The organism is uncultured Arthrobacter sp. (assembly GCF_902805515.1).
In the GTDB taxonomy this organism is placed as follows: Bacteria; Actinomycetota; Actinomycetes; order Actinomycetales; family Micrococcaceae; genus Arthrobacter_D.
In genome coordinates this window covers 39,039-58,277 of sequence record NZ_CADCTE010000186.1, presented here as the reverse complement: position 1 = coordinate 58,277, position 19,239 = coordinate 39,039, and the positions used below count along the sequence as shown (strand labels likewise).

Annotated in this window: 21 protein-coding genes, 1 tRNA gene and 1 pseudogene; 13 read left to right on the top strand and 10 right to left on the bottom strand. The window is 69.1% G+C overall.

Annotated elements, in window-relative coordinates; translation table 11 throughout:
* Positions 1–30 precede the first annotated feature (30 nt).
* The 5 genes from QZX79_RS17125 to QZX79_RS17105 all read left to right on the top strand — a co-directional run bounded on the left by QZX79_RS17125 (position 31) and on the right by QZX79_RS17105 (position 5,767).
* Complete coding sequence (locus tag QZX79_RS17125) at positions 31–1,344, top strand: acetyl-CoA C-acetyltransferase (protein ID WP_294570192.1); 1,314 nt, start codon at positions 31–33, stop codon at positions 1,342–1,344.
* A 1-nt stretch (position 1,345) separates the two neighbouring features.
* Positions 1,346–2,689 (top strand): 3-oxoacyl-ACP reductase, encoded by a 1,344-nt coding sequence (locus QZX79_RS17120; protein WP_294570190.1) that lies wholly within the window; start codon positions 1,346–1,348, stop codon positions 2,687–2,689.
* Positions 2,686–3,672, top strand: a complete 987-nt coding sequence (locus tag QZX79_RS17115; RefSeq protein WP_294570188.1) for a MaoC/PaaZ C-terminal domain-containing protein — start codon at positions 2,686–2,688, stop codon at positions 3,670–3,672. The genes QZX79_RS17120 and QZX79_RS17115 overlap by 4 nt, the downstream gene beginning before the upstream one ends.
* A gap of 9 nt (positions 3,673–3,681) precedes the next feature.
* Positions 3,682–4,932 (top strand): kynureninase, encoded by a 1,251-nt coding sequence (locus tag QZX79_RS17110; protein ID WP_294570187.1) that lies wholly within the window; start codon positions 3,682–3,684, stop codon positions 4,930–4,932.
* 91 nt (positions 4,933–5,023) lie between these two features.
* Positions 5,024–5,767, top strand: a complete 744-nt coding sequence (locus tag QZX79_RS17105) for a GAF and ANTAR domain-containing protein (protein WP_294570184.1) — start codon at positions 5,024–5,026, stop codon at positions 5,765–5,767.
* 19 nt (positions 5,768–5,786) lie between these two features.
* On the opposite strand, the gene QZX79_RS17100 is transcribed toward QZX79_RS17105, so the two are convergent.
* Together QZX79_RS17100 and QZX79_RS17095 are read right to left on the bottom strand one after the other, a co-directional pair.
* Entirely contained in the window at positions 5,787–6,230 is a 444-nt protein-coding gene (locus tag QZX79_RS17100; RefSeq protein ID WP_294570182.1) for a MarR family winged helix-turn-helix transcriptional regulator, read from the bottom strand.
* Positions 6,223–7,377, bottom strand: coding sequence for a N(5)-(carboxyethyl)ornithine synthase (locus QZX79_RS17095; protein ID WP_294570180.1), 1,155 nt, complete (start codon positions 7,375–7,377; stop codon positions 6,223–6,225). The genes QZX79_RS17100 and QZX79_RS17095 overlap by 8 nt, the downstream gene beginning before the upstream one ends.
* Before the next feature lie 317 nt (positions 7,378–7,694).
* On the opposite strand from QZX79_RS17095, the gene QZX79_RS17090 reads away from it, so the two are divergent.
* Together QZX79_RS17090 and QZX79_RS17085 are read left to right on the top strand one after the other, a co-directional pair.
* The gene (locus QZX79_RS17090; protein WP_294570226.1) at positions 7,695–8,486 is read left to right on the top strand and encodes a ZIP family metal transporter; all 792 of its coding nucleotides are present in this window, start codon (positions 7,695–7,697) and stop codon (positions 8,484–8,486) included.
* Positions 8,487–8,532: 46 nt separating this feature from the next.
* Positions 8,533–8,763 (top strand): annotated as a pseudogene (locus QZX79_RS17085) (RidA family protein); the annotation flags it as partial.
* A 23-nt stretch (positions 8,764–8,786) separates the two neighbouring features.
* Here QZX79_RS17085 and QZX79_RS17080 read toward each other — a convergent pair.
* A complete protein-coding gene (locus QZX79_RS17080; protein WP_294570178.1) occupies positions 8,787–9,422 on the bottom strand; it encodes a hypothetical protein in 636 nt (211 codons plus the stop codon).
* A 92-nt stretch (positions 9,423–9,514) separates the two neighbouring features.
* On the opposite strand from QZX79_RS17080, the gene QZX79_RS17075 reads away from it, so the two are divergent.
* Positions 9,515–10,462: a phosphotransferase gene (locus QZX79_RS17075; RefSeq protein ID WP_294570176.1), complete on the top strand. Its 948-nt coding sequence runs from the start codon at positions 9,515–9,517 to the stop codon at positions 10,460–10,462.
* A gap of 21 nt (positions 10,463–10,483) precedes the next feature.
* On the opposite strand, the gene QZX79_RS17070 is transcribed toward QZX79_RS17075, so the two are convergent.
* Both QZX79_RS17070 and QZX79_RS17065 read right to left on the bottom strand, forming a co-directional pair.
* The gene (locus QZX79_RS17070) at positions 10,484–11,023 is read right to left on the bottom strand and encodes a GNAT family N-acetyltransferase (protein ID WP_294570174.1); all 540 of its coding nucleotides are present in this window, start codon (positions 11,021–11,023) and stop codon (positions 10,484–10,486) included.
* A gap of 82 nt (positions 11,024–11,105) precedes the next feature.
* Complete coding sequence (locus tag QZX79_RS17065) at positions 11,106–11,615, bottom strand: hypothetical protein (RefSeq protein WP_294570172.1); 510 nt, start codon at positions 11,613–11,615, stop codon at positions 11,106–11,108.
* Between the two features lie 128 nt (positions 11,616–11,743).
* Here QZX79_RS17065 and QZX79_RS17060 point away from each other — a divergent pair, with 128 nt between their 5' ends.
* On the top strand, positions 11,744–12,286 hold the full coding sequence (locus tag QZX79_RS17060; protein WP_294570170.1) for a TetR/AcrR family transcriptional regulator: 543 nt from the start codon (positions 11,744–11,746) through the stop codon (positions 12,284–12,286).
* A gap of 71 nt (positions 12,287–12,357) precedes the next feature.
* On the opposite strand, the gene QZX79_RS17055 is transcribed toward QZX79_RS17060, so the two are convergent.
* Genes QZX79_RS17055 through QZX79_RS17045 form a run of 3 tightly spaced genes read right to left on the bottom strand, consistent with a single transcriptional unit; the run spans position 12,358 to position 13,596 of the window.
* Positions 12,358–12,948 (bottom strand): GNAT family N-acetyltransferase, encoded by a 591-nt coding sequence (locus tag QZX79_RS17055; RefSeq protein ID WP_294570168.1) that lies wholly within the window; start codon positions 12,946–12,948, stop codon positions 12,358–12,360.
* 52 nt (positions 12,949–13,000) lie between these two features.
* Positions 13,001–13,180, bottom strand: a complete 180-nt coding sequence (locus QZX79_RS17050; protein ID WP_120168128.1) for a hypothetical protein — start codon at positions 13,178–13,180, stop codon at positions 13,001–13,003.
* Positions 13,177–13,596 (bottom strand): hypothetical protein, encoded by a 420-nt coding sequence (locus QZX79_RS17045; RefSeq protein ID WP_294570164.1) that lies wholly within the window; start codon positions 13,594–13,596, stop codon positions 13,177–13,179. The genes QZX79_RS17050 and QZX79_RS17045 overlap by 4 nt, the downstream gene beginning before the upstream one ends.
* 335 nt (positions 13,597–13,931) lie before the next feature.
* On the opposite strand from QZX79_RS17045, the gene QZX79_RS17040 reads away from it, so the two are divergent.
* Complete coding sequence (locus tag QZX79_RS17040; RefSeq protein ID WP_294570162.1) at positions 13,932–15,410, top strand: HNH endonuclease signature motif containing protein; 1,479 nt, start codon at positions 13,932–13,934, stop codon at positions 15,408–15,410.
* Between the two features lie 402 nt (positions 15,411–15,812).
* Here QZX79_RS17040 and QZX79_RS17035 read toward each other — a convergent pair.
* Positions 15,813–15,896, bottom strand: a tRNA-Leu gene (locus tag QZX79_RS17035).
* A 228-nt stretch (positions 15,897–16,124) separates the two neighbouring features.
* On the opposite strand from QZX79_RS17035, the gene QZX79_RS17030 reads away from it, so the two are divergent.
* Positions 16,125–17,426: a M20/M25/M40 family metallo-hydrolase gene (locus QZX79_RS17030; protein ID WP_294570160.1), complete on the top strand. Its 1,302-nt coding sequence runs from the start codon at positions 16,125–16,127 to the stop codon at positions 17,424–17,426.
* Between the two features lie 7 nt (positions 17,427–17,433).
* Positions 17,434–18,594: an acyl-CoA dehydrogenase family protein gene (locus QZX79_RS17025; protein WP_294570158.1), complete on the top strand. Its 1,161-nt coding sequence runs from the start codon at positions 17,434–17,436 to the stop codon at positions 18,592–18,594.
* Here the strand turns inward: QZX79_RS17025 and QZX79_RS17020 are convergent.
* Positions 18,591–18,824 carry a DUF5703 family protein gene (locus QZX79_RS17020; RefSeq protein ID WP_133402452.1) on the bottom strand — a complete coding sequence of 78 codons (234 nt, stop codon included), beginning with the start codon at positions 18,822–18,824 and terminating at the stop codon, positions 18,591–18,593. The genes QZX79_RS17025 and QZX79_RS17020 overlap by 4 nt on opposite strands.
* A gap of 41 nt (positions 18,825–18,865) precedes the next feature.
* Here QZX79_RS17020 and QZX79_RS17015 point away from each other — a divergent pair, with 41 nt between their 5' ends.
* Positions 18,866–19,168, top strand: a complete 303-nt coding sequence (locus QZX79_RS17015; protein WP_294570155.1) for a hypothetical protein — start codon at positions 18,866–18,868, stop codon at positions 19,166–19,168.
* Positions 19,169–19,239: the final 71 nt, after the last annotated feature.

The window sequence follows — 19,239 nt, the reverse complement described above, 5'->3', positions numbered from 1 at the left end:
TAATCCACCACGACCACCAGGAGATCCCTCATGTCGAACCAGCCAGGAGCAGGCGCGGGCACCACGGTCCGCAACGCCGTCGTCATCGGCGGCAACCGCATTCCCTTCGCGCGCTCCGGCGGGGCCTACGCGTCCTCGTCGAACAAGGACATGCTCATCGCCGCGCTCGACGGCCTCGTCGCCCGGTTCGGCCTGCAGGGCGAGCGCATTGGCCAGGTCGCCGCGGGTGCCGTCCTGAAGCACTCCCGGGACTTCAACCTCACCCGCGAGGCGGTGCTGGGCTCCGCCCTCTCCGCGCACACCCCGGCGTACGACCTGCAGCAGGCCTGCGCCACCGGCCTTGAGACCGTGGTGGGCCTCGCCAACAAGATCAAGCTGGGCCAGATTGACTCCGGCATCGCCGGCGGCGTCGATTCGGCCTCCGACGCGCCCATCGTGGTCAGTGAGGGCCTGCGCCGGGTGCTTCTCGACCTCTCCCGGGCCCGCACGCCCAAGCAGAAGCTCGCCGCGGTCAGCAGGCTGCGCCCCCGGGACCTGGCACCGAACGCCCCGACCACGGGTGAACCCCGCACGGGGCTCTCGATGGGCGAACACCAGGCGTTGACCACCGCGGCCTGGGGTATCACCCGCGAGGCCCAGGACGAACTCGCCTATTCCAGCCATGCCAATCTCGCCGCGGCCTACGAGCGCGGGTTCTTCGAAGACCTGATGACCCCCTACCGCGGGCTGACCCGGGACGCGAACCTGCGCGCGGACACGTCGCTGGAGAAGCTGGCGAAGCTGAAGCCGGTGTTTGGCGCCGGGCTCGATACGCCCGCCACCATGACGGCGGGCAACTCCACGCCGCTGACCGACGGCGCCGCCGTCGTCCTGCTCGGCTCTGAGGACTATGCGCGGGTCAACAACCTGCCGATGCTCGCCAACGTCGTCGACGCCGAAGCGGCCGCCGTGGACTTCGTGAACGGCCAGGAGGGCCTGCTGATGGCCCCCGTCTACGCGATGCCGCGGCTGCTCCAGCGCAACGGGCTGCACTTCGACGACTTCGACTTCTTCGAAATCCATGAGGCCTTTGCCTCCACGGTCCTCAGCTCCATCGCCGCGTGGGAGAGCGAGGAGTTCTGCCGGACCCGCCTCGGCCTCGACGGAGCGCTCGGGAAGATCGATCGATCCAAGCTCAACGTCAACGGCTCCTCACTGGCCGCCGGCCACCCTTTCGCCGCCACCGGCGGGCGGATCGTCGCCTCCCTGGCCAAGGCGCTGGCGGAGAAGGGTTCGGGCCGCGGCCTGATCTCCGTGTGCGCCGCCGGCGGTCAGGGCGTCGTTGCCATCCTCGAGGCGCGCTGAGGTGGCGGATACCTACCTCGGCCTCGTCAACACGCCGCTTCCGGGCAGGATGGCGAAGACCCTGGGCCTGCCGCGCCCGGCGGTACTGCGCCGCTACACCCCCGGCGACCCGCTCGTCCCCGGGCCGGTGCTGGTCCTGGGCAGCGGCTCGGGCGCCGACACCCTAGCGGATGCGCTGCTCGGCTGGGACCAGGACGTCCGCCGGCACCTGCGCCCGGGAGAGAAGCTCGGAGCGGTGGCCGTGGCCCTCGATGCGGTGTCGCGTCCGGAGGACCTGGGTGCGCCCCTGCTCGAGCTCGGCGCGGCGGTCCGCGCCCTGCTGCCCGGCGGCAGGGTCGTCTCCCTAGCCCGGCCGGCGGAGGAGGCCGGGGACCCGGCCACCGCCGCCGCCCGCCAGGGGGTTGACGGCGCCGTGCGTTCGGTCGCCAAGGAACTGCGGACCGGTGCCACCGCCAACGGGATCGTGCTTCTGGACGGGGCGGCGGCGGACAGCCCGGGCGCCCTGGGGGCCCTGCGGTTCCTGCTCTCCGGGCGCAGCGCCTATGTCGACGGCCAGTTCCTGCGGGTCTCCGCTGTGCCCGCGCCGGAGGAGCCGGCCGACGCCGGTGCTCCGCTGGCCGGCAGGACCGCCGTGGTGACCGGCGCGGCGCGGGGCATCGGGGCGAAGATCGCCGAGGTCCTGCACCGGGACGGGGCGAAGGTCGTCGTCGTTGACGTGCCCGCGGCGGGTGAGCAGCTTGCGGCGGTCGCCAACCGGGTCGGGGGAACTGCACTGCAGGTCGACATCACCGCTCCCGACGCCGCCGCCCGGATCCTGAACCACGTGAAGGACCGCCACGGCACCCTGAACATCTTCGTGCACAACGCGGGAATCACCCGGGACAAGCTTCTTGCCAATATGGACCCGGCACGGTGGAACGCGGTCATCGCGGTCAATATCTCCTCGCAGCTGCGCATCAACGACGAGCTGCTTGCCTCCCCGGTGTTCTCGCCCGAGGGCCGGATCATCAGCCTCGCCTCGACCAGCGGCATCGCGGGAAACCGCGGACAGAGCAACTACGCCGCCTCCAAGGCCGGGGTGATCGGCATGGTCCGCGCCACCGCTGCCGCGTTGGCTGGGTCCGGACGCACCATCAACGCTGTCGCCCCCGGATTCATCGAGACCGATATGACCGCCAAGATGCCGATGCTCACCCGCGAGGCGGCCCGCAGGCTCAGCAGCCTGCAGCAGGGCGGGCAACCGGTGGATGTGGCCGAGACCATCGCGTTCCTTGCCTCCGGGCCGGCCGGCGGCATCAACGGCCAGGTCATCCGGGTCTGCGGACAGAACCTGGTGGGAGCATGAACGAAGTCGTCCTGCCGGCCATGCCGGAGCTGGCGGGCCTGTACCGGCAGGCGGTAGTCGGCGCCGTGCTGCGGCGGGCCGGGCGGGGCAGCCCCGCGTCGGCGCTGCCGGAGGTCCGTCACCGTGCCTCCGGCGGCCCCGTGGACCGGGAGCGGCTCACCGCCTTCCAGCATCTCGTCGGACAGGCGGCACGCGATGCCGTTCCCTCGGCGCATGTCCACACGCTGGCCTTCCCCGTTGCCATGAGTGTGATGGCCCGCCCGGACTTCCCGCTCCCGCTGCTGGGAATGGTCCACCTCAGCAACACGGTGGTGCAGACCCGGGCGCTGCGCGTCGGGGAGAAGTTCGAGTCGGTGGCCTACGCCGAAAACCTGAGCCCGCACCGATCCGGGACCTCGGTGGACCTCGTCACCGAGGTGTCGGTGGATGGCGAGCGGATCTGGACGGGGCGCTCGGTCTACCTGGCCCGCGGCGTCCGGACCGCCGGCGGCCGGGAGGAACATCCAGAGCCCTCCCCGGACGGATCCCCGGGCATCAGCCCGGCGGCCGGTGGCGACAAAAGCGACACTGCCCTGTCGGGGAGCGCGGACACCTTCACCCCGCCGGTGCCCACGGCACAGTGGGACCTGGCTTCCGACACCGGACGGGCCTACGCGGCCGTATCCGGGGACTGGAATCCGATCCATTTGAGCGCGCCCTCGGCACGGCTGCTGGGGATGAAGCGCGCCATCGCGCACGGTGTTTACCTTGCCGCGCGCATGGTGGAGCTGGCGGAGCCGGCCGCGCCGGACGCGGTGTCGTGGGGGGTGGACTTCCTGTCCCCGGCCCTGCTCCCGGGTACGCTCGCCGTCGCCGTCCGTCCCGGTGAGGCGCCCGGCGGGTCCGTCCGGCACACCGACGTCACCGGCTGGGCGCCCGGCGCAAAGCGGCCGTCCTTCACCGGATGGGTCACCGGGCAGGCGGTGGACCCGGCGTCGTCTTAGACTGGGCCAATGGTTGACGATCCGCTCCTGCAGCGCGCCCGCGAACTCGACGACAAGGACCCGCTGGCCGGGTACCGTGACCTGTTCATCACCGACGAAGCCGACGGCATTGCCGCCTACCTCGACGGAAACTCCCTCGGCCGCCCCCTCGCGGCGACCGAACAGAGCCTTGCCGATTTCGTGAGGCACCAATGGGGGTCCCGCCTGATCCGCGGCTGGGATGAGGGCTGGCTGGAACTGCCCGAACGGATCGGTGACCGGCTCGGGAGCATCGTCCTGGGCGCCGCGCCCGGGCAGTGCATCGTCGCCGACTCCACCAGCGTCCTGCTGTACAAGCTGGCGCGTGCCGCGGTCTCCGCTCGACCGGGCCGCACCGAAATCGTGATCGACCGCGACAATTTCCCCACGGACCGGTTCCTGATGGAGTCCATCGCCCGTGAGCGCGGCCTCACCGTTCGGTGGCTTGAGGTTCCTTACGACGGGGGCGCGAGCGCGGAGGCCGTTGCCGGCGTCGTCGGGCCCTCGACCGCCCTCGTGGTCCTGAGCCACGTGGCGTACCGGTCCGCACACGCCGCCGACGTCCCCGGCATCACGTCGGTGGTGCACGACGCCGGGGCGCTGGTGCTGTGGGACCTAAGCCATTCGGTGGGCTCGGTGCCCCTTGAGCTCGATGCCTGGGGAGTCGACTACGCTGCCGGCTGCAGCTACAAGTACCTCAATGGCGGCCCCGGCGCCCCCGCCTGGGCGTACGTCGCCGCACGGCACCTGGATTCCTTCGATCAGCCCATCCAGGGCTGGCTTGGCAGCGCCGACCCCTTCGCCATGGGCGGGTCCTACGAGCCGGCACCGGGCATCCGCAAAATTGTCTCCGGCACTCCGCCCATCCTCGGCATGCTCGCACTGCAGGACATGCTCGATGTACTGGAGAAGGCCGGCATCGGGGCGGTGCGGGATAAGTCGGTGGCCCTGACCGGTTTCGCCATCGAGGCCGTCGACACCCTCCTGGGCCCGGCTGGAGTGGTGGTGGCCTCGCCGCGTGTGCCGGGTGAGCGCGGCGGCCACATCACCATCGACCATCCGGCATTCGCCACCATGGTGCCAGGCCTGTGGGAGCAGGGGATCATCCCCGACTACCGCAACCCCTCGGGCATCCGCCTGGGCCTGTCTCCGCTGACCACGTCATTCGAGGAGACACTGGTCGGGGTCCGCGCCATTGCCGACAAAATGGGCGCGAAAGGGGCAGGGCCTGTCGTTCGTTGAGCGACAGGGTCTATTGTGGGGCTATTGCCCGGACCGGTGCCGGGTGGCCTTCAGGGGCGGCTGATCAGTGCGGACAAGTGGAGGCAAGGGCATGGCTGAGGACGAGGGCGATCCGCCCACCCTGCAGGTGGGTACCCTTCTCCAGGACATGGTGCTCGACAGCACCGATGTCGAGGAATTCCTGACGGAGCTGGCGAAGCTCGCGGCCGAAACATTCGAGGGGCGGCACGGCGAGATGCTTTGCGGTGTGACCCTGCTGCGGCCCAAGCGGGCGGGCACCGTGGCCAGCAGCAGCGAGCACGCGCGGAACATGGACGAGATCCAGTACAACTTTGAGGATGGGCCGTGCCTGCGCGCCGCCCGGGAAGAGAAGCTCGTCCACGTTCCGGACATCACCCGGGACACCCGGTTCCCCGACTACCGGGATGCCATTGCCGAGCACGGCATCCGCTCGATCCTCGGAGTCCCGATCCTGCTTGAGGGTGACGCGAACGCGGGGCTGAACCTTTATTCGGGCAGCGTCGACGCGTTCGATGACGATGCGATCGCCGCGGCCGAAACCTTTGCGGACGAGGCGTCGAAGGCCCTGCGGCTGGCCGTGCGCATCGCCCGGCTGACCGAATCCGCGAACGACCTTAAGGCCGCGATGGAATCGCGGACCACCATCGACCTCGCCGTGGGGATCGTCATGGGCCAGAACCGCTGCAGCCAGGATGAGGCGTTCGGAATCCTCCAGTCGGCCTCGAACACCCGGAACATGAAGCTGCGCGACGTCGCCACCGCCATCGTGGCCTCCACCGGAAAGTCAACGCCGAAGACCCACTTCGAGGGCTAGCCGCGCCCCGGCTGCCGGCTCAGTCGGACGTTCCTGCAAGGCCCTCGGTGAGCCGGCCCAGCAGGCGCAGGAGGGTGGCGTAGTCCTCACCGGGCAGCGACTCTCGGACCTGCCGCCGCACGTCGGCGACGGGCCCGCTGAGCGCGCCGTGGACGTGCCGGCCAGCCTCCGTCAGGCGCAGCAGGCCGGCGGCTTCCTCCACCAGCCCTCGCTCCGTCAGGTCGGCGACGACGCCCGCGACGACGGCCGGCGGATCGAAGGGGCGCAGCAGCTCAACCAGGCGGGCAGGGCTTTCGGGCCGCCTGGCCAGGGAGGCGAGCACCTGCCATGTCCGGCGGTCGCTTCCCTGGCCCTCAAGGGCCTGGTTAAAGGCGCCGTCGAGCCGCCGGTCGGCCTCCTTGAGCCACCAGCCGACGGGCCGGTCCTGCTGACCCAGCGCGGGTTCCGGCGCCGGGTCAGCCACGTCCCGCAAGGACCTGGTGCGGGTATTGAGCGCCGCGGCCCTGGAAGTCGAGGATGGCCGGGTTGATTACGGCGCCGTCCCGGATTTCGATGGCTCGCCTCAGCGTCTCATCGGCATCCCACGCCGACGGCCCCTCCATCACCGCGCCAAGGAACGGCAACAGCGCCGCGCTGATCTCCCAGGTGGCCGAGTCCCACAGGTAGGACGGGCTGTGGTCGACGGCGTAGTAGCGGACGTGGTCCCCGACCTCGAACATCGGCGCGGCGAAGGAGGTGGGGCGGGCCCAGCCGAAGCCCATGTTCCGGTCACAGGAGACATCAATGATGAGGCTGCCGCTGGAGAACAGCGGCAGGTCGGCTTCCTCGACATACATCTGCGGGGCATTCGGGTTCTGCAGGGTGCAGTTTACGACGAGGTCGTAGCGGGCCAGATAGGGGGCGAGCGGCACCCGGCCTTCCTCCGTCAGGACCTCGTTCCGCTCCGGCGCCTCGGGGCTGGCTTCCAGCTGGGCGATGCGGGCCGAGTGGATGGGTGAGCCAACGGCCGCCACTCCCCGGCTCGTCAGAATCTGCACATCGCTGACGCCGTGGGCGTTCAGGGCAGTGACGGCGCCACGGGCGGTGGCTCCGAAGCCGATGACGGCTGCGGTGAGCCGGCGGCCGTAGTCCCCGGTGAGGCCGGAGAGCTGCAGTGCGTGCAGGACCGAGCAGTACCCTGCCAGTTCGTTGTTCTTGTGGAAGACATGGAGGGAGAACCCGCCGTCCTCCGTCCAGTGGTTCATCGCCTCAAAGGCAATCAGTGTGAGCCGCTTGTCGATGGCCAGCTGGGTGATCTCGCGATCCTGGACGCAGTGGGGCCATCCCCAGAGCACCTGGCCGTCGGCCAGGGAGGCGAGGTCGGACGCCTGCGGCTTGGGAAGCAGCACGACGTCGGAGGAGGCGATGATCTCCTCGCGTCTCAGCAGGGGCCCGACGAGCGGCTCCAACTGCGCATCGGAGAGCCCGAACTGGGCACCGTAGCCTTGCTCAACGCGCATCCGCCCGCGGACTGCGGCGTCGATGCGTTCGAAGTGGTGAGGGTGGAGGGGAAGCCGGCGTTCGTCCGGCTTGCTGGAGAGGGCGAGGACACCAAGGCGCAGTTCCGTCATGGTTTACGCCCTCCCTGGTCCGGCGGGGGCCGCTGACACCGGATCCCGCGTTCCCGGTGGGAACGATGTGCAGGGCGTCGGTGGAACCGAATGTGGGCAGGTCTGGATCATCGTTGCTCCCTAGGAGGAACCGGGGGGTTCCGTGCGTTGACACTACACCCAGCAGGGAGTGCCCCTTCACCCTTTCTTCGGTGACCCTGCGGAAGCGCCGCCCACGCGTGCCGAACAGGCCGCGGCCGTCCGTCAACCCTGATCCTCCTCGGAAGTCAAGAGGTGTGCGTCCTACCGCTTTTGCGGGCGGCTTCTATACTTTCGGTGTGGCAATGTCGCTCCTGTTCGGTGTCGTGGCATCGAGCGCCCTGGTCATCGGGGCGCTGATCGGAGTGCGTTTCAACCTCCCCAAGCGGCTGCTGGCCATCCTCCTGTCCTTCGCCGCCGGTTCGCTGATCACGGCACTGGCCTTCGAGCTGTTCGAGGACGCGTTTGAGCACGGCGGGATCTGGCGGGCCGCGATCGGGCTCGCCGCGGGGGCCATCGTCTTCACTGTCCTGAGTGCCCTGCTGGACCGCTGGGCCCAGGCCGGATCGCAGGATACCCCGGCGGACGAATACCAGGGCAGCGCCAAGCTCGACACCGACTCCGCCGCCCGGGACCGACCGTCCTCGAAGGCCTCGACTAAGGGGGCAGCGGGCCTGGCACTGCTGGCGGCGGTGACCCTCGACGGCGTTCCCGAGAACGTCGCCCTGGGTGTCGCCCTGGGGGAGGGGACCGGCGGGCTGGCCCTCCTTGCCGCCATCTTCGTTTCGAACTTCCCGGAGGCACTCGTTGGCGCGTCCTCGATGCGCGACCAGGGGAAGTCCTCGGCCGCGACCGTCGGCCTGTGGGTGGGGTGTGCCGCACTGCTGGTGATCGCCGTCCTCATTGGGGCCGGACCGCTGTCGGGCAGCGACCCCGAGACCATCTCCATTCCGCTTGCCTTCGCCGCCGGCGCGGTGATCGCCTCCCTGGCCGACACCCTGATGCCCGAGGCCTATGAGAACGGCGGGCCCGCCGTGGCGCTGAGCACCGCCGCCGGCTTCCTGCTGTCCTTCGTGCTCTCCCTCATGTGAGGCGGGGGAGGAGTTCGGCCGTGCCGCAGGGCTTCTCCACGCGCTCGCCGCCGGCGGCGCCGATTTCTCCCATCTCGTCAAGACAACCGTCTTCGTGGCATCGGGTGACCGGAACGACCTGACCGAGGTCTGGAACGTGGTTCGGGCAAGGATGGGGGACCGGGACGTGCCCGGTACGCTCCTCGGCGTCACGGTGCTTGGATACCCGGACCAGCTGGTGGAGGTCGAGGCTATCGCTGCCCTTCCGGCTCACGACTGCCCGCAACCTGCTCCCTGACCGGCATCACTCCAGCGCACCGGTCAGCGGCGGCCAGTCCGGCGGTCCGGTCGTGCCGGTGGAGGCAGTACGGGGTCCAGGGCCGACCGGACCCTCGGATCGAGCCCGCTGAGGAGCAGGGGCAGATCGTGGGCCGCATAGGAAACGCCTCCCTGCCAGTCGGTCCTGACGACCGTTTCCCCGTCCCACCAGAACGTGTTCCGCGGCTCGCCCTCCACCTCCAGCAGGACCTTAAGTGCCTCGCGGCGGCCCCACGGAGTGTCGACTGTTTCCCGCCCCCGCACGGCAAAGACCGCGCCGAGGGCCCTCCCGTCCCCGTCCTCAATGAACTGGCTGAACGCCATCCGATCCTTCCCGGCCCGCAGTGCCTGCACCAGGAGCAGGTGCGCCGCGTAGCTGGGAACCGGACGGGGGCCTGCACTTCCCGCGTGGTCCGCGGGGAATCCGGTGATGTCGACGTCGGAGCCGGAGTCCACATAGCGGTATGACGTCCAGCCGAGGACGTTTCCTTCATACCGGGTCTCCTGGTTCAGGTGGACAAGATGTCCGTCCGGAAGCAGAAACGCGACCGTGGTCCGGAGCGAGCCGCCTCCGGTCTCACGCAACAACGCACCGGTCCGCTGTCCGTCAATGTAGAACGCCTCCGCTTCCAACCCCATTGGCACAACCTAGCCCCCTTTCGGTGGTCTAGCGGCGACGCCACGCGGCGACAGTGCCGACCCGCCAAGAGCCGGCGGGCATAATGAGGCGCATGCAGCCACAGTGGAGCCCGCGGATCGGCTGGAGCGACCTGCCCGCCCACGTCCGGGCCGGCGTCGAAGAAGTCCTTGGGGAGCCTGTGGCCGAGTTCGCCGGCCAGCAGGGAGGATTTTCGCCGGGCAGCGCCGACCGGGTGGTGACCCCCACCGGCCTGCGGGCGTTCGTCAAGGCGGTGGGTCCGGCCCTGAACGCAGCCTCACCGGGGATCCACCGGAGGGAAGCGGCGGTCGCCGCCGTCCTGCCAAAGAGCCTGCCCACGGCGTCGCTGATCGGCACCTTCGACGACGGCGAATGGATCGCATTGGTGCTCACCGACGTTAATGGACGCCACCCCTACCTCCCCTGGCAGCCCGACGAGGTGGGGCTGGTCCTCGACGCCCTGCTGACAGTCGCGCGGACACCGGTCCTCCCCGGGCTGAGCCAGCTTCCCGACCTGGCTTCGGACGTCGGCCCGGAGTTCGCCGGCTGGGAGCGCGTCCGGGCCGATCCGCCGCAGGACGCCCCAAGCTGGGTCTTGGACAACCTTGATGTCCTGCAACGGCTGGCCGCACGCGGAGTGGAGGACCTCCGGGGCGAGTGCCTTGTACATACCGATCTTCGGGCCGACAACATCCTGATCACCCGCGCCAACGCCGCGGTGCTTGTGGACTGGCCGTGGGCGTGCGTGGGTGCCGGGTGGTTCGACGCGCTGAGTGTCCTGATCAACACTCGGGTCTTCGATCCCTTGTTCGAGGTGGAGCCCATCATCCGGAGCCATCCAATCTTCGACGGTGTGGCTCCGGAGAGCATCGACGGCGTTCTCTCCGGGTTCGGCGGCTACTTCACCGACGCCGCCCGTCAGCCGCCGCCGGACGGACTGCCCACGCTGCGGTCCTTCCAACGGCAGCAGGGCGATGCCGTTCTCGGCTGGCTCCGCGAGAGGCTCGCCGCACGCAGCTGAAGGCGGGCGGCAGCGTTCGTTTTAGTCCGGCAGGTCATCCCAGTTGAGCGGCGTCACGGTGTTGAACTCCCAGTCCTGCCGGAGGATCGAATACGCCACCGAGGCCAGCCTCCCTCCATCGGCGGTCGGCCATCCCAGACGGTAGTGCGCCTCCTTCAGGAATCCGGCCCGGAGGAAGGTCCTGCGCATGGCGATGTTGTCCTCGCGCGTCTGGCCCTCGAAGCGGACGACGTCGGGCATAGTGGTGAAAACGAGTGCGCACAGCGCCCGCAGGGCCGCGGTCCCGGCACCGCGTCCCCGGTGGGAGTCGCCCAGGCGCAGGTCAAACATCGGCGTGTCATCGCGCAGGTCCTGAAGGACGGCCATGCCGATGCAGCGTCCTGCATCGTCAATCCAATAACCCTGGGTTTCCTCGTTCCAGAAGCGTCCTGCCTGCACTCCGGAGCGGAGGCCGCCGGGCGTGGGGGAGGTCAGGAGGTGAAAGGGGAAGGTGTTGGAGGTGAGGAACTCCACTGCGGCATCGGCGTCGTCCGAGCCCATGGCCCTTAGGGTGATGTGCATGGACGGATCCTATGGGCAGCACACGTCCGACCGTGGGAGGTGCGTGGCCCGTGAATTGAGGCCGTCCGTCCGATCCAGGACGCTACGGGCGGGCTGACCGGCCCCGGCCCATATGGCCGCCGAGGAAGCCGCCGATCACCAGGAGCGCTCCGCCAAGCCGGCCCAGACCCACGCCGAGGCCATGCCGGCCCCGTATTCGCGCGCACCAGGAGCCAAAAAAGACGAGAACGGCCATGCCGTTGGCTGCCGCGTGCACGATTCCCAAGCGGCGTGTGGGCCGGTCGGCCATCGCCCACTCGGCCCAGCCGGTGATCCCCGCCGCCCCGGCGGAGGCGAGTCCGAGCGCCACGAGCCGGGTGGCGGCCTGCCGTGAGCCGGGATCGGGAAACAGGTCGAGGAACTGTGCCATGAACCAGGCACCGAACGGAAGATCCTTGACGATGACGTGCAGGGGTATGCCCGTGGTGTCGCCGTGGAAGAGCCGCCGTGCGCGCTCGCGGACGACGAGGCGCTGGGCTGCAGGGGCCGCGGCGTTGACGTACCTGTCCAGGCCGCCTGCGCGCTCAAGCGCCCCGAGAAGCCGCTGGTACACCCCGGAGCTCGGAGCCTCCGGGTCACCAGCGTTGGAAGAGTCAGGCTGGGGGAGATGCATCACATCGGACGACATGGAAGCAGGCTACTACGATTATAGTGAAGGGTCACTATGTTTATAGTAGAACCATGCAACCGATCCGCCTCCGCGCCCTCGACGCTGCCGTCGACCTCCTGGGTTCCTCCGGCCTGCGCGCACTCACCCATGCCCGGGTCGATGAACGGGCCGGGCTGCCGAGGGGGTCGACTTCCAACTACTTCAGGACCCGCCGTGCACTGCTGACGGGGGTCGTGGACCGCATCGTGGAGAGGGAACTCGACGAGTACGGTCCGCGGCTCGCTCCGGGCTCGGCGGCCGAATTCGTCGACGGGCTCTGCATCCTGTTCGGGCAGACGAGCGGCGTCAACCGGACGTTGACGGCGGCACGCCTCGCCCTGTTCATGGAGGCGGGTCACGAGCCTGCCATCCGGGACGCCGTCGTGCGTGGCCGGGCGGCGATGGAATCCGCACTCCTGCCGGCCCTTGCGGGGCTGGGAGCGCGGGATCCCCGCACCTCCGCCGCAGCGGTCATGGCCTGCTTTGAGGGTCTCCTGCTGCACTGCATCGCCCGGCACGACGAAACGGATCCGCGTCCGGTGTTCAGCCTCGTGGTATCCGCTGCCCTCGAGTGACGGCGACGCCCAAGCGGCCCTGAGGACAGTGACGACCGGGCAGGCGGACAGCCTCCCAGCCCGGAGGAGTGTTACCGGGCCTGCTTGAGGCGGTGCCGGAGGCCGGAGGCGACTGCCGGCCACTCCGGTGCCGTGATCGAGAAAACAACAGTGTCCCGCAGGCTGCCGTCCGCCATCCGGCTATGGGCCCGGAGCACGCCGTCCTGACGGGCCCCCAGTCGGGCGATGGCCTCCCGCGACTGGAGGTTATGCCAGTGGGTCGTGAAGGTCACGGAGGCGCAGCCCTCGGTTTCGAAGGCGTGGGTCAGCATCAGGAGCTTGCTTTCGGCGTTGGTCCCGGTCCGCTGGGTCGACAGCCGGTTCCACGTGTAGCCGATCTCCACGCGCGGCGTCGCCCTGTCGATGTCGCAGAAGGTCGTCATCCCCAGCACCGCGCCGGTCTGCGCGTCCAGGGTCGCGAAAGGAAGCATTTCGCCGTCCGCCTGGCGTGCAAGCCGGCGGTCGATCTCCTCCGCCATGCCTTCGGGAGAGGGAATGCTGGTGTACCAGAGCTTCCACAGCTCACCGTCACGGACGGCATCGACCAGCCCCTGGTAATGGCGGTGAGCGAGGGGTTCGAGGACAACCCGGGAACCGGTGAGCGTCAGGGGTTTGAAAGCCATGGAATCATCCAAGCACAGCCGACGTGCTGCCCGGTTCGCCCGGGGGCGCGTCCTACAGCGGCTTTTTGGCCAGCTGCTTCACCCAGGAGGGCGTTTCCTTGCCCAGCTTCCGGTCGGTGGTCAGCCGCAGGCGTGCGGCACGGATCCGGACCCGCTGCTCGTCGCCCTGGGCGGGGTGGTCGGCGGCCTGACGGCGTCCCGCGTTCACATTGCGGCTTGCGGTTGCGCTCATTGCCCTGCCTCCTCCACGATCGGTTCCCCTGCTGCTCCATTCTCTCCCACGCCGTCAACCCCGTCCACTTCCGACGGGAGGAACCGTGCCCAGGCGACCTCGAGGATCGCCACCTCCTCGGGGCCGGCGAGATCGCTGGCGGCGAGGCTGTCCAGGACACCCAGCCCGATCTCCTGACGAGAAGGGTCTTCGGACATGGCCGCATCCAGCGCCCATTCGGCCCGCGCCCACCACTGGGAGCGCTGGTCCGCCTCCCGGCGGTCCCGGACGTTCCGCCACGCGATCACGCCGGTGATGACCGCCGTCAGGAGGATGGCCAGCGGCCCGAACGAGCTGACCACCTCCCACCAGGGTGTGCCGTTGGAGACGATGTCGACCCGAACGGGGTCGGGCGGGGTCGTAACGGACGGCAGCATGTTCCCAGCCTAACCGGGAGCGGTGACGCCACCGTCGATGGCCACACGCACCCTTCGAGTGGTGATGACCGCCTACCGGGCCGGTCATCCGCCGCTGGCACACTCTGGCTCCCGCGGGCTGGTTTCCGGCGGGTTCTCAGCTCGGTTGCCCGTTGTCACCCGTGTTGGTGCCCTATTGTCCAGGCTGGCTTCCCTGCTGATGTGCGGGCCAGTTGTGCCGCCGTGAAGTCGGGCGGATCGGTTGGTTCTCCGGGTGGCTCGGCTCGTTTCTTGGCTGGTTTTCCTGCTGGTTCTCTTGGCCGAAGAATGTCGGTGGGAGATGACATTCTTGGCTTATGGACAGGGCAGGAACCCCGGATCCGGGGGTGGATCCCACGGTGCAGGACCAGGATCCCGGGTGGCTTGAGGCCGCCGCGCAGGTCCTCGGCGCCGGGTTCCTCACCGGGGGACCGGCGGAAACGGCCGACCTTGAGGAGGCCCTCGGCGGGCTGGAGGCGCTGGCGCGGCTGAAGAACTGGGCCGATGCCCAGAGCGCCAGATTCACCGAGCGGATCCGGTGCCTCACCGCAGAACACCTCGAGCAGCGCGGGATGCAGGCCGGGTCCCTGGCCGACACCCTGGCCGCCTCCGAGGTCGCCTGCGCCCTGCGGATCCCCGAACGCACCGCCGGCACCCTGGTCCAGCACGCCTTCGTGCTCACCGGGCACCTGCCGGCAACCCTGGACGCCCTGGAGGCCGGGGCCATCTCCTGGCGGCACGCAGTGACCCTCATCGAGGAGTGCGCCGGTCTGCCCGGCTTCGCCCTGCCCTACTTCGAGGAGAAACTCGTTCCGGTCGCCCGGGACACGACCGCGGCGAAGCTGGCCCACCGGGCCCGCCGGCTGCGCGCGCAACTGCACCCCGAGGCCCTCACCGACCGGACCCGGGCGGCCCGGAAGGACCGCCGGGTGGACTTCCACCCCGACCACGACGGGATGGCCTGGCTGAACGTGTACCTGCCGGCGGAGAAGGCCGTGGCCGTCGACGGGCGCCTGACCCGCCTCTCCCGGGCGCTGCAGTGCCCCCAGGAGACCCGGACCCTGGCCCAGCTGCGCACCGATGTCCTCACCGACCTGCTCACCCACACCTGCCCCGACCCCACCATCACCGGCACCGGCACCGGCACCGGCACCGGCACCGGCACCCTCCCCGCCGGTGCCGCCGGCGCCACCCCGGGCGGGCCGGATACGGCCGGCCAGGGTACGGCCGGGGCGGGAGCAGCCGGGGCGGGAGCAGCCGGTGCCGTCGGTGCGGGCAGGGTTTCGGGTCGGCCGGCGGAGCCGCCCGGCTGGAACGGGATCCACGCCCAGGTGCACGTCACCGTGCCGGTGCTGACCCTGCTCGATGTCGATGACGCCCCCGGCGAGCTCGAAGGCTACGGACCCATCGACCCCGACCTGGCCCGCCGGCTGGCCGCCCACGCCCCCTCCTTCACCCGGCTGCTCACCCACCCCGAAACCGGGGCCGTGCTCAGCGTCGGCCGGGACACCTACACGGTGCCGGCGGACCTGAAAAAGTGGCTGCGGGTCCGGGACCGCACCTGCCGCCACCCCGGCTGCAACCGCTCCGCCGCCGCCGCCGAACTCGACCACACCATCCCCTGGTCCCGGGCCGGGACCACCGCCCACAACAACCTCGCCCACCTGTGCCGAAGACACCACATGCTCAAAAGCCAGGGCCTCTGGCACTACGACCAACCCTCACCCGGAGTCATCACCGCCACCTCCCCGGCCGGCCGCACCTACCAAACCCACCCCGAACCCGTCCCCGGCTAGCGAGAAGCGTTGCGCCTCCGTGCGCTGAATGCTGATCGATGGGAGTCAGATGCGTGCGGGGCAGATCCCACCCCACGAGCCCCGGCATCGACTGAAACGCATCCACCATCACCGACGACCGGTCCGCCATCAGCTGCAACAAATCCATCTTCAGCCAGGGCAGGCTTCGCTTCACGTTGCGCAAAGCTTCCATCGGATGGAATACACCGCCGTGGTGTTCCACAGCTCGAAGGTGTCCTGCAGGGAAGAAGCGACTGGCCGGGGGAGAAACGGCAGGGTCGGATGTGTCCTGCGTGGGCGGGAACGCCCGGCGATTGGAAGTCCACCACAACCCAAAGAATCGCCCGGGAGAACAGCAACAAAAAGGCCCCGGTCAGATCTCTCTGACCGGGGCCTTCACTGTGCGCGGAGGGGGACTTGAACCCCCACCCTCAATAAGAGGACTAGCACCTCAAGCTAGCGCGTCTGCCATTCCGCCACCCGCGCGGGTGGGCTTTTTCCAGTTCAAAACCTTCGAAAGCGGCGAAAAAAACTCTAACACGACATCGGCCCAGAAGTTGAATCGGGGGAGCGGCGGGCGTGCCAAGGCCTGATTTTCCGGGGGTTTTGAGCACCACAGCGCGCAGACCCTGTGCAGCGGCTCGGCGCAGGTTAGGCCAGCACACCGGGCACCTCGGTAGGCTGGGATCAACCACACACGAGGAGGACCCAGCGATGGCGATCACGCCCGAAGACGAAGTTGTACGCATCTGCCAGGAGCTCATCCGGATCGACACCTCAAACTTCGGCGACAACGCCGGCCCGGGGGAGAGGGCTGCCGCCGAGTACACGGCGGGGCTGATCGAAGAGGTTGGGCTGACGACGGAAATCTTCGAGGCCGCCCCCGGGCGCGCCTCAGTCATCGCCCGCATGGAGGGGACCGATTCCTCACTGCCGGCCCTCGTGGTTCACGGCCACCTCGACGTCGTGCCGGCACAGAAGGAGGACTGGAGCGTCGACCCTTTCAGCGGCGAGGAACGCGACGGGCTCATCTGGGGCCGCGGAGCCGTCGACATGAAGGACATGGACGCGATGATCCTCTCGGTGCTGCGCCATCTCCAGCGCAGCGGGACCCGGCCGCGGCGGGACCTCATCTTCGGCTTCTTCGCCGATGAGGAAGCCGGCGGCAACTACGGCGCGTCCTGGCTCGTTGACAACAAACCCGGAGTCTTCGACGGGGCCACCGAAGCGATCTCGGAGGTCGGCGGATTCTCCGCCACCATCGGCGGTCAACGCACTTACCTCCTGCAGACAGCCGAGAAGGGCATTTCCTGGCTCCGCCTGCTCGCCCACGGCAGGGCCGGCCACGGCTCACAGATCAATACCGACAACGCCGTGACCCGGCTGGCGCGCGCCGTTACCCGGATCGGGGAGTACACCTGGCCGATCGAACTGACGCCCACCACCCGGCAGTTCCTCGACGGTGTCACCGAACTCACCGGCGTCGAATTCGACCCGGACAATCCCGAGCTGCTGCTGGCCGAACTCGGCACGGTGGCGCGCTTCGTCGGGGCGACGCTGCAGAACACCGCGAACCCCACAATGCTCAAGAGCGGATACAAGCACAACGTCATCCCGGGCACGGCAGAGGCCCTCATCGACGTGCGCACCCTTCCCGGCCAACAGGAAAAGGTGCTGGAGATCGTCCGCGAACTCGCCGGCGCCGGTGTCGAGGTCTCCTACGCCCACCAGGACGTGTCCCTCGAGGTGCCGTTCTCGGGCAACCTCGTTGATTCGATGATCGATGCCCTCCACGGGGAGGACCCCGGCGCGAAAGTCCTGCCCTACACGCTCTCAGGCGGGACCGACAACAAGTCGCTGAGCCGCCTTGGCATCACCGGGTATGGCTTCGCGCCCCTGCAACTGCCGGATGAGCTCGACTTCACGGGTATGTTCCACGGTGTCGACGAGCGGGTCCCGGCCGACTCGCTGCGCTTCGGCTCGCGGGTACTCACCCGCCTCCTGAGCACCTACTAGGGCCGCAGTGCAACCCGCCGACCTGCTGACCGACGCCCTCCTCGAACGTTTCCGGGAGCGCGCCCCGCGGTACGACGTCGAAAACACCTTCTTCACTGAGGATCTCGCGGATCTCAAGGCGGCCGGGTACCTCCGGCTGTTCTGCGCCGTCGACGACGGCGGGTCCGGCGCGGGAATGCGGCTGGCGGCCGCCGCCCAGCGTCGGCTGGCCGCTGCCGCGCCGGCGACGGCCCTTGGCATCAACATGCACCTGGTCTGGACGGCAATCGCCGCGCTCCTGAGGGACCGCGGGGACGACTCGCTCGGCTTCATCCTCTCCGAGGCCGCCGCGGGGGAGGTCTTCGCCTTCGGCATTTCGGAACCGGGCAACGACGCGGTCCTCTTCGACTCCACGACCGCCGCGGAGCCGGGCCCGGACGGTTCGCTCAGCTTCACCGGCACGAAAATCTTCACGAGCCTCTCCCCGGCGTGGACGCGCCTTGGAGTGTTCGGCAAGGAGGCTGGAACCGGTGCCGACGGGGAGGACGAACTCGTCCATGCCTTCGTGCCGCGGGGCACCCCGGGCGTCTCCATCATCGAGGACTGGAACCCTCTCGGAATGCGCGCCAGCCAGTCCAACACCACCCGGCTCGAAGGGGTGCGGGTGCCTTCCTCCGCCGTTTTCCGCAGGCTCCCGGTGGGACCGAACGCCGACCCGTTCATCTTCGCGGTCTTTGCGGCCTTCGAGACCCTGATCTCCGCCGTGTACTCAGGCATTGCCGACCGGGCCCTTGAGCTGTCGGTGGAGGCCGCGCGCCGGCGCACCTCCCGGGTGCGGGGCATCAGTGCGGCCCAGGACCCGGTGATGCGCCACCGCATCGGCGCCGGGGCGATGCGGGTGGATGCGCTGGACGCGCAGCTGAGGGCCGTGACGGCCGACCTGGACGCGGGGACCGACCACGGCCCGTACTGGTTCGCGAAGCTTGTCGGGCTGAAGACAGCGGCCGTCGACACCGCGCGCCGCCTCACCGAGACGGGGCTGCAGGTCTCCGGCGGGTCGGGATATGCGGCATCGAGCGAGATCGCGCGGCTGCACCGGGACGCCCTCGCCGGGCAGTTTCATCCCTCGAACGAGGATTCGGCGCACAACACGGTGGCCACTGCGTGGCTGGGACCGCTGGAGAGCTAGGCGGTGCGCTCCACCCGCAGCACTTTGCGGCGCAGCCAGTAGCGTCGGCTGCCGCCGAGGTAGATGCAGCTGCGCTCGAGTTCCCACTTGCCGTACTCGGCGTGCTCGGTGAGGACCTTCCGTGCCGCACCCACCGGTTCGCCGGCGTTGACGGTGAGCACGAGGTACTCGTATTGGCGGCCGAAATCCCGTTTACGGACGGCGGTTGAGTTCAGAAATTGCTCTCTCATATTCCTCCAATTTCGACCACTTTACCGATAACGTCTAACTCATGAGCATAGATCCGCGTGTCGCGCTCCAGACCCTTGTCACAGCCCTGGAGGAGCACCTAGCGGCCTCCGCCTCACGACGGATGGACGACGACCCAGCCGTGGAAGCCGCCTATCTCGCCATCGCGGATGCCTTCGAGGCCTATGAGGAAGCCCTCTACGACGCCCACGGCGAGGTGACCCCGCTGGAGATCTATGAAGAGTCCGACGAGGATGTCGACCTTGAGGACGACGACCTCGACGAAGTCGATGACGAGGCCGACGTCGAAGTCGAGACGGACGACGTCAACGCCACCCGCGACTGACCTGCCTGTTACAGACCTAACCTGGCACTGATCCAGCCGGGCGAATTTACCCGCCACGGAAGATGGCGCCT

What these genes read in the sequence shown, in the direction of transcription:
- QZX79_RS17125 (WP_294570192.1), top strand. Translation starts at nt 31, where the DNA reads ATGTCGAACCAGCCAGGAGCAGGCGCGGGCACCACGGTCCGCAACGCC.
- QZX79_RS17115 (WP_294570188.1), top strand. Translation starts at nt 2,686, where the DNA reads ATGAACGAAGTCGTCCTGCCGGCCATGCCGGAGCTGGCGGGCCTGTAC.
- QZX79_RS17110 (WP_294570187.1), top strand. Translation starts at nt 3,682, where the DNA reads ATGGTTGACGATCCGCTCCTGCAGCGCGCCCGCGAACTCGACGACAAG.
- QZX79_RS17105 (WP_294570184.1), top strand. Translation starts at nt 5,024, where the DNA reads ATGGCTGAGGACGAGGGCGATCCGCCCACCCTGCAGGTGGGTACCCTT.
- QZX79_RS17095 (WP_294570180.1), bottom strand. Translation starts at nt 7,377, where the DNA reads ATGACGGAACTGCGCCTTGGTGTCCTCGCCCTCTCCAGCAAGCCGGAC.
- QZX79_RS17080 (WP_294570178.1), bottom strand. Translation starts at nt 9,422, where the DNA reads ATGGGGTTGGAAGCGGAGGCGTTCTACATTGACGGACAGCGGACCGGT.
- QZX79_RS17075 (WP_294570176.1), top strand. Translation starts at nt 9,515, where the DNA reads ATGCAGCCACAGTGGAGCCCGCGGATCGGCTGGAGCGACCTGCCCGCC.
- QZX79_RS17070 (WP_294570174.1), bottom strand. Translation starts at nt 11,023, where the DNA reads ATGCACATCACCCTAAGGGCCATGGGCTCGGACGACGCCGATGCCGCA.
- QZX79_RS17060 (WP_294570170.1), top strand. Translation starts at nt 11,744, where the DNA reads ATGCAACCGATCCGCCTCCGCGCCCTCGACGCTGCCGTCGACCTCCTG.
- QZX79_RS17055 (WP_294570168.1), bottom strand. Translation starts at nt 12,948, where the DNA reads ATGGCTTTCAAACCCCTGACGCTCACCGGTTCCCGGGTTGTCCTCGAA.
- QZX79_RS17050 (WP_120168128.1), bottom strand. Translation starts at nt 13,180, where the DNA reads ATGAGCGCAACCGCAAGCCGCAATGTGAACGCGGGACGCCGTCAGGCC.
- QZX79_RS17045 (WP_294570164.1), bottom strand. Translation starts at nt 13,596, where the DNA reads ATGCTGCCGTCCGTTACGACCCCGCCCGACCCCGTTCGGGTCGACATC.
- QZX79_RS17040 (WP_294570162.1), top strand. Translation starts at nt 13,932, where the DNA reads ATGGACAGGGCAGGAACCCCGGATCCGGGGGTGGATCCCACGGTGCAG.
- QZX79_RS17030 (WP_294570160.1), top strand. Translation starts at nt 16,125, where the DNA reads ATGGCGATCACGCCCGAAGACGAAGTTGTACGCATCTGCCAGGAGCTC.
- QZX79_RS17020 (WP_133402452.1), bottom strand. Translation starts at nt 18,824, where the DNA reads ATGAGAGAGCAATTTCTGAACTCAACCGCCGTCCGTAAACGGGATTTC.
- QZX79_RS17015 (WP_294570155.1), top strand. Translation starts at nt 18,866, where the DNA reads ATGAGCATAGATCCGCGTGTCGCGCTCCAGACCCTTGTCACAGCCCTG.